This is a genomic window from Antarctobacter albus (genome assembly GCF_900101505.1).
In the GTDB taxonomy this organism is placed as follows: domain Bacteria; phylum Pseudomonadota; class Alphaproteobacteria; order Rhodobacterales; family Rhodobacteraceae; genus Antarctobacter; species Antarctobacter albus.
In genome coordinates, this window is the sequence record NZ_FMZI01000002.1 from 463,967 (window position 1) to 475,895 (window position 11,929).

Genomic DNA, 11,929 nt, shown 5'->3' on the forward strand with positions numbered 1-11,929 from the left:
GTCCCCTTACCAGCTTGCGGAAATGTACTGGGTTTCCATGAATTCCAGCATGCCCTCGTGCCCGCCTTCGCGGCCGAGTCCCGATTGCTTGGTGCCGCCAAAGGGCGCGGCGGGATCGCTGACCAACCCCCGGTTCAGGCCCACCATCCCGTAGTCCAACCGTTCGCAGACCTGCAGGGCGCGCTTGAAATCCTCGGAAAAGACATAGGCGACGAGGCCGTATTCGGTGTCGTTCGCGCGGCGGATCACCTCGTCCTGATCGGTAAAGGTCTGGATCGCGGCGACGGGGCCGAAGATCTCGTCATGGACGCATTCGGCGGTCTCCGGCACGTTCGACAGGACCGTGGGCGGATAGTAATAGCCGGGGCCGTCGGGCACCGTCCCGCCGCATTCGATCCGCGCGCCCTTGGCGACCGCATCGGCCACGAAGTCCGCCACCTTGTCACGGGTATCGGCATTGACCAGCGGGCCGACATCTACCGAAGGATCGGTGCCGTCGCCCAGTTTCAGCGCGCTCATGGCGGCGGACAGGCGGCGGGTGAACTCCGCCGCGACGGTTTCGTGTACATAGATGCGGTTGGCGGCGGTGCAGGCCTCGCCCAGGTTGCGCATCTTGGCCAGCATCGTGCCTTCGACCGCGACATCCAGGTCCGCGTCGTCGAAGACGATCAGCGGGGCATTGCCGCCCAGTTCCATCGCCGGTTTCAGCACCTGGTCGGCGGCGGAGTGCAAGAGCTTGCGCCCGACGCCTGTGGAGCCGGTAAAGCTGACCACGCGCACGCGCGGATCGTGCAGCATGTGATCGACCAGCGCGCCGGTGCGTTTCGAGGGCAGGACGTTGACCAGCCCGGGCGGCACGCCGGCCTCTTCCAGCAGCGGCATCAGCGCCAGCATGGTCAGGGGCGTTTCCGAGGCGGGCTTGATGATGACGGCGCAACCGGCGGCCAATGCCGGGGCGATCTTGCGCGTGCCCATCGCCGCCGGGTAGTTCCAGGGCGTGACCAGCACCGCCAGTCCTGCGGGCTTGTGCTGGACCATGATCCGGGCGCCGCTGGCGGGCGCATGGGTGATCATCCCGTCGGCGCGCACCGCCTCTTCGGCGAACCAGCGAAAGAACTCGGCGGCATAGGTCGCCTCTCCGATCGCGTCGGTTCGCGCCTTGCCGTTTTCCAGCGTGATCAGCCGGGCGAAATGCTCCAGCCGGCCGGTCATCAGCTCCCAGGCCTTGCGCAGAACCTCGGAGCGCTGGCGCGGTGTGCGCGCGGCCCAGTCCTTCATGGCGGCCTCGGCGGCATCCAGCGCGGCATCCGCATCGGCGATCCCGGCAGAGGCCACCGTGGCCAGCGGTTCCTCGGTTGCGGGGTTGAGCACCTCGAACCGCTCCTGCTCCGCGCCCTCGCGCCATGTGCCGTTGATGTAGAGATTGGTAAATTCCATGAGGGTCTCCATGCGTCAGAGCAGGTGGCGGAGCGGCTGCTCCATCCGGCCCGCGAAACCGGAGAGCAGCGCAATTGCCTGCGGCGCGCTCAGGGCGTCTCCGGTGCATTCCAGTGTGAGGGTGAGACCGCCTGCATTGGCGGTCAGGGTGAGGACCGGGTGGCTTTCGGCCCCAAGGGCGAGCGTGCTGATCCGGCTCTGGCGCAGGTCGCGCAGGGTGAGGTCGGCCGGCGTGTCGGGTTCAACCCTCGTGATACCGCCCAAGGGACCCGCGGGGACATGGTAGGAACGCGCCCTGGCCTCGGTTTCGACACGGATGGTGACGCTGTCCCGGTCAAGACTGGCCGCCACGAGACCTGCCAGCAGGGCCTGGGCGTCGGTCAGGTTGGCTTCTCCGGCGGCCCATTCGGCAAATTCCGTGAACCCCTCATGCGGCAGGTCTGCGGTCAGGTGCCGCGTGGACTGCGCCGGGGCTGCCGCCGTTTCATCGGGTAGGGTGCGCAGCACTTCGATGTCGGCGGCGTGGTAGGGCTGTGGATGGCCCGCCTCAACGAGGCGGTTCAGGTCCAGACCCTGTTCCAGTGCAAGCCGCCGGGCCTTGGGCGAGGCGAGGATGCGCCCGCCGGTTGGCACGGCAGGCGGCCGGGGCGCGGGTCGTTCGGCCACGGGGGCAGGGGGGCGGGGTTCGGCAGAAGGCGCTTTGCCCGCCGCCTCGGCCCGGCCGAGGCGGACCGGGGCGGCGGGTTTCCCGGCAGAGATCACGGCGATGGTTTCGCCCACCGGCGCCTCTTCGCCCGCCTCGGCCAGGATGGCGGCGAGATAGCCATCATGCCCGGCTTCGACCTCGACTGTCGCCTTGTCGGTTTCGACCTCAAAGAGGATGTCCGTTGCCGTGACCGCCGCTCCCGGTTCCTTGTGCCAGGCGACGATCAGGCCGCTGTCCTGAGCCATGCCCAGCGCGGGCATGATCACGCTGGTGCCGTCCGGGACCGCCAGGGTGGCCGACGTGTCCTCGGACGTATCCTCCGGCGCGGCCTCATCAGGGGTGGTGTCGGTCACCTCCTCGGCGCTGTCGCCGATCACGGCGATCACCTTGCCCACCGGGACCTCTTCGCCCGCCTGTGCGCGGACGCGATTCAGAAAGCCGTCGGCCTGCGCTTCGACCTCCATCGTCGCCTTGTCGGTTTCGACCTCGAAAAGGACATCTCCGGTTGCGACGGCCTCGCCCGGTTCCTTGTGCCAGGCGACGATCAGCCCGCTGTCCTGCGCCATGCCCAGCGCGGGCATGATGACGTCATGCGGCATGGATCATCTCCCCCGACATCAGCCGGCGCGCGTTCTCTGCCACGCTCTCGGGCGTAGGTACGGTGATATCCTCGAGCACCGGCGAAAAGGGCACGGGCACGTCCATCGCTCCCATGCGCAGCGCTGGCGCGTCGAGATGGTAAAAGGCCTTTTCATTGATCCGGCTGGCGATTTCCCCGGTGATGCCAAAACTCTGGTGGCCTTCGTCCACCACGATCACGCGGCTGGTCTTTTTCGCGGAGGCCAGCAAGGTCGCCTCGTCGAGCGGCACGATGGTGCGCGGGTCGATGACTTCGGCATCAATGCCCTCGCCGGCCAGGATTTCTGCGGCCTTCTGGCAGACCTGCACCATCGAGGATGTACCGATCAGGGTGATGTCGTGCCCCTCGCGCAGGACATTTGCCTGGCCCAGCGGGATCAGGAACTCCTCTTCGGGGACGGGCGCCTTGTCGTTGTACATCAGCTTGTCTTCGAAGATCACCACCGGGTTGTCGTCGCGGATGGCGCTTTTCATCAGCCCCTTGGCCTCGTAGGCCGAGGACGGCAGCGCCACCTTCAGCCCCGGGATATGGGCAACCAGGGCATGCAGCGATTGCGAGTGCTGGGCGGCGGAACGCCGCGTGGCGCCCAGGTTGGTGCGCAGGACCAGCGGCACCTTCAGTTTGCCACCCGACATGTAATGCGCCTTGGCCGCCTGGTTGCAGAGCTGGTCCATGATCAGGAAGATGAAATCGCCGAACATGAGGTCGACGACAGGCCGCGCACCGGTCAGGGCCGCGCCCACGGCCAGCCCCATGAATCCCGGTTCCGCGATGGGCGTGTCGATCACCCGTTCGGTGCCGAATTCCTCGACCAGACCGCTCAGCACCTTGAAGGGCGTGCCGGCCTCCGCCACGTCCTCGCCGATGATGAAGACGGTCTCGTCGCGGCGCATTTCCTCGGCCAGGGCCTCGTTGACGGCCTGCGACAATGTGATGTTTCGCATCTCTCTTCTCCCTCAGGCGCAGGCGTGTTCGATGTCGGTGAAAACGTGCATGTCCACTTCGGAGACATCGGGGTACTTCGCCGCCAAGGCGTATTCGACGGCGGCAGAGGCATCCTCGGCGATCTCGGCGTTCATCGCCTCTATCTCGTCCTCACTCGCGATGCCCTCGCTGACCAGCCAGGCCCGGAACCGGGTGATCGGGTCGCGGTTCTCGCGCCAGTCCTTTTCCTCGTCCTTGGAGCGATAGTATTCGCGGTTGATGTCGCCGACATGGTGCCCGTGATAGCGATAGGTCATCAGTTCGACGAAGAAGGGGCCTTCGCCCTTGCGGGCCCGCGCGACCAGTTTCTGCGTCAGGTCGTTGACGGCCAGAACGTCCTGACCGTCGACCTGGTGCGCCTCGATGCCAAAGGCCTCGGCCCGCGCGGTGATCGACCCGGCGGCGATCTCGTCGGTGCGGGTGTATTCGGAATAGCCGTTGTTCTCGCAGGCGTAGATCACCGGCAGGTGCCACAGCGCGGCCATGTTCATGACCTCGTAGAGCAGCCCCTGTGCCGTGGCCCCGTCGCCAAAAAAGCAGACTGTCACGTCATCGGACCCCTGGAGTTTCGCGCGCAGGGCCGATCCGGTGGCGATGCCCATCGAGCCGCCGACGATGGCATTGGCGCCCAGGTTGCCGTGGCCCTGGTCCGCGATATGCATCGAGCCGCCCTTGCCCCGGCAATAGCCTTCCTCCTTGCCCAGGAGTTCGCAGAACATCTCCTTGAAATTCGCGCCCTTGGCGACGCAATGGCCGTGACCGCGATGGGTGGAGGTGATGCGGTCGTCATCGGTCAGCGCCTCGCAGATGCCCACGGCGACTGCCTCTTCGCCGGAATACATATGCGTCAGCCCCGGCATCTTGGCGGAAAGGTAAAGCTGGTTTGCGTTGTCCTCGAAGGTGCGGATGCGCACCATCTGGCGGTACATGCGCAGGTAGTCTTCGGTGTTTGTCTTGGTGTCGGCCATGATGTCCTCCGGGGACGGCGGGGTGGCCCCCGCCCTACGCGAACCGGTAGGGCGGGGCGTATTCCGCCGCGCCTCAATAACGGTTGGCGATGGGCAGGTCTTCGGCGGGGAAGAGGCTGATCACCTCGCAGCCGGTCTCGGTCACCACCACTTCCTCCTCGATGCGCGCGGCCGAGTAGCCGTCCGCCGCCGGGCAGTAGGTTTCCAGCGCAAAGACCATGCCGGTCTGGATCTCCATCGGGTGGTCCAGGCTGACCGCGCGGCTGATGATGGGGCGTTCGTGCAGTGCAAGGCCCAGCCCATGTCCGAACTGCAGGCCAAAGGCCGCGTCCTCGTTCGGAAAGCCGAATTCCTCCGCCTTGGGCCAGACTTCGGCCACCTTGTCGGTGCTCACGCCGGGCTTGATCATGGCGATCGAGGCATCGATCCATTCGCGCGCCTTCACGTAGGCGTCGTTCTGTGCGGGCGTGGCGCGGCCGATGTTGAAGGTCCGGTAATAGCAGGTCCGATAACCTTGGTAGCTTTGCAGGATGTCGAAGAAGGCCTGGTCGCCGGGGCGGAAATAGCGATCTGTAAAGTTGTGCGGATGCGGGTTGCAACGCTCGCCCGAGATCGCGTTGATCGCCTCGACGTCGTCGCTGCCCATCTCGTAGAGCATCTTGTTCGACAGGGCGACGATGTCGTTCTCGCGCACGCCGGGTTTCAGCTCTTCGTAGATCATGTGATAGACGCCATCCACCATACTGGCCGCCTGGGTCAGCAGCTGGATCTCGTCCCAGTTCTTGATCTCGCGCGCCGCCAGCATGATCTGCTGGCCGTCGACCACGTGCAGGCCCTCTTCTTGCAGGGCGTGGAACATGGCGGTTTCGGCATAATCGACCCCCACCGGCATGTCGGCCATGCCCGCGTCGCGGATCAGCCCCGCGATCTGTTTGGCGTATTTCCGCATCAGGCCGAATTCCGGCGGGATCGTCCCGCGCATCCCCACGACACCGGCCAGGCAATGATCCGGTTCCAGCCAGTCGGAGAATTTCTTGTGGTGCATCGCGGCAGAGCCGAAGTCCCAGACATAGGGGCTGTCGTCGCCGGTCAGCAGGCAGAAGCGGCACATCTTGTCCCGCTCCCACTCGCCGATCTTGGTGGCGCTGACATAGCGGATGTTGTTCACGTCAAACAGCAGCAGCGTACCCGCGGGCGAGTTCTGGAGCGCCTGCCGCGTGCGGGCCAGCCGGTAGCGGCGCAGGCGGTCGTGATCGATCCGGCGTTCGAAATCGACCGAGGTATGGCCCCAGGCGGGCAGACGGCCCTCCCATTTCCAATTCGGTTCAAGATCCTGCGGGGTCAGCAGGTTCGGCATCAGGGCGCGCGACATGAGGCTCTCCTTCCGGGGGCCGTGGCCGTCCCGGTTATATGATTGAAAATTTCAGGAAATCAGTTGGTTACTGGATGCACCAGCCGCCATCGATATGGATCATCTGGCCGGTCATGTAGTCGCTGTCATCGCTGACCAGGAAAGACGCGGTGCCGGTGATGTCGTCGGGATAGGAGACGCGCTTGATCTGCAGCGCGTCGCGGGCGATGTCCTCGTAGGCCTGGCCGGCCTTCTGCTTGAACCCGATGTCGACCAGGTCCTTGTCCAGCTGTTCCCACAGCGGCGTGACCACGACACCGGGCGCATAGCCGTTCACGGTGATGTTGTGTTCAGACAGGGCCAGCGCCCCGCAATGGGTCAGCGCAAGACAGCCGTATTTCGAGGTGCAATAGACGGTCACGTCCACCAGCGGCTTGCGCGAGGCGATACTGCCCACGTTGATCAGCTTGTAGGGGTGATCCTCCATCGGTCCCTGGGCGATCATCTGGCGGGCGGTTTCCTGCATGCCCAGCCACATCGCCTTGGTGTTGACGTTCATGATCATGTCCCAGTTGTCTTCGTCGATATCCATGAAGAACCGGGGCTTGTTGAGGCCGGCATTGAACAGCCCGACGTTGATCGAGCCAAAAGCCTCGACCGTGGCGGCGACTGCGGCGGCGTTGTCCTCGCGCTTGGTCACGTCCATCCTGACGCCGATGGCCTTGCCGTTCCCGGCCGCGTTGATCTTGGCGGCCATGTCCTGCGCGGCGTCGCCGTCAAGGTCGCCCAGGCAGACGTTGCCGCCCTGGGCGGCAAAGGCCTCGGCATTGGCGGCGCCCATGCCGCGGGCGGCGCCGGTGATCAGGATGTTCTTGCCTTGCAGGCGGTTGGGGTCCATGAGTCTCTCCTCCTCGGATCATGATGTCCCGTGTCATGCGAACAGCGCTTCGGCCCTCTGCTGGGCCCGTTGCAACGCCTCGCGCGGGGGGATCAGCCCGCGCAGCATGTCGTGGAATTCCTCGCCGCAGACCTGGATGATTCCGGTGATCTGGGGCACCGGCGGTCGCGGCCAGAACTGCAGCTCGTCGCGCCAGGACATGGCATCCACCGCCTCGAAGAGGGGCGAGGCGCGGCGCACCTCAGCATCGGCGGCGACGGAATAGCGCGGGTTGGTGCGACTGCCGTTCTGAACGTAAAGCTTCTGCGCCTCGGCGCTGGTGAAGACGCGCAGCGCCTCGGCGGCGGCGGGCAGGCGGTCAGGCGCGATGTTGGCCGGAATGCCCATGACATAGCCACCGACGGGCGCCACGTTGGCCGCGCCCGGTCCGTGGGGATGTGGCAGATAGCCGGTCTGGCCAAAGGCGGGCGAGGACGGGTCCAGCTCGAAGTAGGGGGCCAGCAGGGTATAGCCATAGGCCATCGCGATCTTGCCCGCCGCAAAGGGGCGGACGCGTTCGTACCAGGACATGGACAGGATGTCGGGCGGGGAATAGCGCAGGAGCTCCAGCAGGTATTCCGCCGCCATCAGCCCCTTGTCGGTGTCGATGGTGATCCGGTGCCGGCGCGTGGCCAGGTCTTCGGTGGCGAACCCGCCCGCAACCTCGGGCAAGTCCAGGACCGGCTGGCCGAAATCGGCCAGGGTCATCAGAAAGGTATGCCCCAGCGCGGTGCCACGTGCCGCGTTCCAGGCGATGCCATAGCGGCCCTTTTTCGGGTCGTGCATGTGGCGGGCGGCCTCCAGCAGTTGGTCGGTGCTGGCGGGCGGTTCCAGTCCCGCCTTGGCAAAGAGATCGCGGCGGTAGAACAGCAATTCGGGCGTCGTCTGCGCCGGGACGCCGTAGGGGCGTCCGCCCCAGTGGGTCGCCTTCCATCCGGCAGTGTGGAAATCCGCGGGATCAAGACGCTCGACATCCATTGCATCATCGAGCGGCATCAACACCCCCCTGGAGGCGAATTCACCAACCCAGGGCAGATCCAGCGCGATGATGTCGTAGCGGCTGGTCTTGCGCTCGGCGTTGCGGAGGGCTTCTTCGCGCAGCCGGTCGATGGAAAAGGCGCGTTGGTGAATGTCGCTGCCGATCACCTGTTCGAACTGGCGCTTGAGGTTTTCCATGACCATGAAGGTCGGGTCGCCATGCACCAGCACGCGGATGCCGCCCGCCACCTTCAGCGGTTCGGGCAGGACCTGGATCGGCGGGATCGAGCGGGTCGTCATGTAGGAGCCGCCGAAGTAATAATCGCGGTCCTCCGCCGCGCTCGTGTCGGAGCCGAAATAGGTTTCGGTCAGGCGCCGCACCCGACCCGACAGCCGCGCCCACTGGTCCAGCAGCTTTTCGCTGGGATGCATGGAAAAGCTCTTGCCAGTCTTGGTGCGCGGGCGTTGGTCGATCATTCCGGCGTCGATCATGTCCCTCAGCCGCCGGTTTGCGGTGGCATAGGGCACGTTCGCGGCGGCGATGAGCGAGGTCGGCGTGGTGATCCGTGCCTCGAGGTGGCCCTTGATCAGATGCATCGCCATGCGAAACACCGGGTTGGGCGCGCTGAGCTCGATGGTATCCTCGCGCTCGTTCTCGCATTCCTCGAGATAGGCGAGGACATGCAGCATGTCGCCCGTAGCCAGCTGGGACTGCATCCGGTCTTCGGTATGTCCGTCCATCGCGTTCATCGGTCGCTTCGGGGCCTCTCGTGGATTGCTGCCTGCGCCGGGCGCAGAATTGTTCAAATCGGATGACCTTGACCGGCTCATCTCGACACCTCCGCAAGATGTTCAAATTGCGGGGATAAGCGTACAGCCATTTTGTCCAATCTGGACTTCATAATGTTCAAACTGGATATTTTTGTCGGGGTCCGGAACAGGCAAAAGCCCCACATTCACCTCAGTCATCCGGTGCGCCGGGTGACGATTCCCCTGGGAGGTGGGGAATTGGACAAGAAATGACAATCCGGGAGGAGACCCAGATGAAACTTCGTACCGTTCTCGCCGCGACTGCAGCCACGGTTGCAATTTCCGGGGCCGTGCAGGCCGAGAGCTACAGGATCGGCATCACCCAGAACAACGTCGGTGTGGACAGCTACCAGACCACCTATGAAAAGGCCTTCATCGCCGCGGCCGAGGCCAATCCCAACGTCGAGGTCGTCGTGCTGGACGGGGGCGGCGACGTTGCCCGCCAGATCGCCCAGATGGAAGACCTGATCCAGCAGGCGGTCGATGCGATCATCATCTGGCCGACCAACGGCGAGGCCGTGATCCCCGCGGTGCGCAAGGCGCACAAGGCCGGTATCCCGGTGGTGGTGACCAATTCGAACATCGCGGATGCGGGGTTCGATTTCGTGGCCTCCTTCTCGGGACCGGACAACATCACCCAGGGCGCGCGCTCGGCCGAGATCATGTGCGACAAGTTCAAGGAAATGGGCATCGAGGACGAGGCCCAGATCGTGCACATCACCGGCCAGCCGGGTTACACCACCGCCATCGAACGGGCCAAGGGCTTTGACGATCGTCTGCCAGAGGTCTGCCCGAACGTAACGGTCCTTGAGACGCAGCCCGGCGACTGGAACCGTGAAAAGTCGCAGAAGGTCATGGAGGCCTTCCTGGTCAAGTACGACGACATCGATGGGGTCTATGCCGGGGATGACAACATGGGCGTGGGCGCGCTGAACGCCGCCAAGGCCGCGGGCCGTGACGGCATCATCTTTGTCGGCGCCACCAATTTTGCGGTGGGTTACGAGGCGATGGAACGCGGCGAATACTGGGGCTCGATCTACCAGTCGCCGGTGGATGACGCAGAGGCCGCGCTCAAGACCGCGCTGGACGTGCTGAACGGTGAGGACGTACCCTTCCTCAACTATTTCGACACGCCCAAGATCACCCAGGACAACATGGGCGATTTCACCAAGCCGGTCTTCTGAGACCGACCCGGTCCCGGGCGCGCGAGCGGCGCGCCCGGGCCTGACAGTTGCCTACAGGAATTGGTTGGGAGGTCGACATGGGCCGCGTGTCCGGACGATCCTGCATTGTCACCGGTGCCGCCCAGGGGATTGGCCGCGCCATCGGCGAGGCGCTCCTGGACGAGGGGGCCGACGTTTGTTTCGCCGATATCAACGAAAGCAAGGTGGCCGCCGTGGCCGAGGCCAGCCAGGACAGGGCCACCGCCGGTGGGGGGCGCGTGACCCATGCGCCGGTCGACGTGACCGACCGCGCCACCGTGCAGGCCATGATCGCGCATACGGTCGACGCCTTCGGCAAGCTGGACGTCAAGTTCAACAACGCCGGCGTCAACAAACCGATGAATTTCCTCGACGTGACCGAGGAGAACTGGAATTTCATCATGGGGGTGAACGGGCTGGGATGCCTGATCGGGATGCAGGAGGCGGCCAGGCAATTCATCCGGCAGGGCACTTTCGGCAAGATCGTGAACACCGCCTCGGTCGCCAGCCGCCAGGGGTATGACAACGTCGCGCCCTACTGCGCGTCGAAATGGGGCGTGGTCGCGCTGACGCAATCCGGCGCCCGCGACCTGGCCAAGCATGACATCACCGTCACCGGCTTTGCGCCCGGCGTTGTCGCCACCGAGATGTGGGAACAGGTCGACCGTGACCTGATGGACATCGGCGCGGCCCAGCATCCAGGCCAGGCGATGGAGGAGTTTTCCTCGGTGATCCTGAAAGGCCGCGTCGCCACGCCAGCGGACGTGACCGGAACGACGACGTTCCTCGCCTCGCAGGAGAGCGATTACATGACCGGTCAGATCGTGATGATCGACGGCGGCATGACACTGGTTTGAAGGACGCCCCGGAGGGAGGCGGAACCGTCGCGGGGCGCTAGGTCTCCCTGATGGTCCCGCATTGGGGCAAGAGGGGGGAGCAATGGCTCACATCACCAAGAGAGATCTCGGAGGGCAGATTGCCCGGCAGGGCATTCTCATCGCGTTCGTTCTGTTCATGGTCGGGTTTTCGCTTGCCAATGCGCGCTTTCTCGACCCCGACAACATCATGGGTGTCGTGCGGTCCTCGGCCATCCTGGGCGTCATGGCGCTGGGGGTGACCTTCGTGGTCATCAGCGGCAACCTCGACCTTTCTGTTGGGTCGATGATGTCCTTTTCGACCATCGTGGTGCTGGACCTGCACGACAAGATCGGCCCGACGCTGGCAATCCCGGCGATGTTCGCAATGACACTGTGCCTGGGAGCCTTCATCGGGTTTCTCGTGGGCTACCTGAAACTGAATTCCCTGATCGTCACGCTGGGGATGCTCTCGGCCATCCACGGGCTGACGCTGACCTATTCCGGCGGGCAGAACATGGACATCGCCGACAAGGAAGGCACCTGGTTCAGCGTCTTCGGCCAGGGAGAGATCATCGGCATCCCGGTGCCGATCCTCCTCTTTGCTCTGCTGGCCGCGGTGCTGGGGATCGGGCTGGCCAAGACCCCCTTCGGCCGCAAGGTCTATGCCGTGGGGGGCAACGGAACCGCCGCCACCTTCTCCGGCATTCCCCGTGCCCGGGTCGTCTTTTCCTGCTACCTGGTCTCGGCCTTCTGCGTGGCCACTGCCGGGTTGATCCAGGCCAGCCGCTCGCTGGGGTCGCAGAACACCGTGGGACAGGGGCTGGAACTGGAGGTGCTGGCGGCGGTCATCCTTGGCGGGGCCTCGTTGATGGGCGGGTCAGGGACGATCTTCAAGACGGTGATCGGCGTGCTGATCCTGGGGTTCATCCAGAACGGGCTGCTGCTGGTCGGGTTGCAGTTCTACGTCCAGTACGTCGTGACCTGGGTCATCATCATCCTGGCCGTCTGGCTGGACATCGCGGCCAAGCGCGGCCGCCTCTGGTCACCCATCGCCTGAGG

At 64.9% G+C, this 11,929-nt stretch carries 10 protein-coding genes; 3 read left to right on the forward strand and 7 right to left on the reverse strand.

Annotation, left to right across the window (positions count from 1 at the left end; all coding sequences use genetic code 11):
• Positions 1–6: 6 nt before the first annotated feature.
• The 7 genes from BLQ71_RS05375 to BLQ71_RS05400 form a co-directional block, all read right to left on the reverse strand.
• Positions 7–1,437 carry an NAD-dependent succinate-semialdehyde dehydrogenase gene (locus tag BLQ71_RS05375; protein ID WP_074621015.1) on the reverse strand — a complete coding sequence of 477 codons (1,431 nt, stop codon included), beginning with the start codon at positions 1,435–1,437 and terminating at the stop codon, positions 7–9.
• 15 nt (positions 1,438–1,452) lie between these two features.
• On the reverse strand, positions 1,453–2,742 hold the full coding sequence (locus tag BLQ71_RS05380; RefSeq protein ID WP_074620965.1) for a biotin/lipoyl-containing protein: 1,290 nt from the start codon (positions 2,740–2,742) through the stop codon (positions 1,453–1,455).
• Complete coding sequence (locus BLQ71_RS26555; RefSeq protein WP_088702291.1) at positions 2,732–3,727, reverse strand: alpha-ketoacid dehydrogenase subunit beta; 996 nt, start codon at positions 3,725–3,727, stop codon at positions 2,732–2,734. Before BLQ71_RS26555 ends, BLQ71_RS05380 begins: the two co-directional genes overlap by 11 nt.
• 12 nt (positions 3,728–3,739) lie before the next feature.
• Positions 3,740–4,735, reverse strand: coding sequence for a thiamine pyrophosphate-dependent dehydrogenase E1 component subunit alpha (locus tag BLQ71_RS26560; protein WP_088702290.1), 996 nt, complete (start codon positions 4,733–4,735; stop codon positions 3,740–3,742).
• 73 nt (positions 4,736–4,808) lie between these two features.
• Entirely contained in the window at positions 4,809–6,107 is a 1,299-nt protein-coding gene (locus tag BLQ71_RS05390; RefSeq protein ID WP_043145113.1) for a M24 family metallopeptidase, read from the reverse strand.
• 67 nt (positions 6,108–6,174) lie between these two features.
• Positions 6,175–6,984, reverse strand: a complete 810-nt coding sequence (locus BLQ71_RS05395) for an SDR family NAD(P)-dependent oxidoreductase (RefSeq protein ID WP_069210680.1) — start codon at positions 6,982–6,984, stop codon at positions 6,175–6,177.
• A gap of 33 nt (positions 6,985–7,017) precedes the next feature.
• Complete coding sequence (locus tag BLQ71_RS05400) at positions 7,018–8,751, reverse strand: ABC transporter substrate-binding protein (protein WP_074620966.1); 1,734 nt, start codon at positions 8,749–8,751, stop codon at positions 7,018–7,020.
• A 293-nt stretch (positions 8,752–9,044) separates the two neighbouring features.
• On the opposite strand from BLQ71_RS05400, the gene BLQ71_RS05405 reads away from it, so the two are divergent.
• The 3 genes from BLQ71_RS05405 to BLQ71_RS05415 all read left to right on the forward strand — a co-directional run bounded on the left by BLQ71_RS05405 (position 9,045) and on the right by BLQ71_RS05415 (position 11,927).
• Positions 9,045–9,995: a sugar ABC transporter substrate-binding protein gene (locus BLQ71_RS05405; protein WP_043145336.1), complete on the forward strand. Its 951-nt coding sequence runs from the start codon at positions 9,045–9,047 to the stop codon at positions 9,993–9,995.
• A 77-nt stretch (positions 9,996–10,072) separates the two neighbouring features.
• Complete coding sequence (locus BLQ71_RS05410; protein ID WP_069210678.1) at positions 10,073–10,870, forward strand: SDR family NAD(P)-dependent oxidoreductase; 798 nt, start codon at positions 10,073–10,075, stop codon at positions 10,868–10,870.
• An 82-nt stretch (positions 10,871–10,952) separates the two neighbouring features.
• The gene (locus BLQ71_RS05415) at positions 10,953–11,927 is read left to right on the forward strand and encodes an ABC transporter permease (RefSeq protein WP_074620967.1); all 975 of its coding nucleotides are present in this window, start codon (positions 10,953–10,955) and stop codon (positions 11,925–11,927) included.
• The last annotated feature ends 2 nt before the right edge of the window (positions 11,928–11,929 follow it).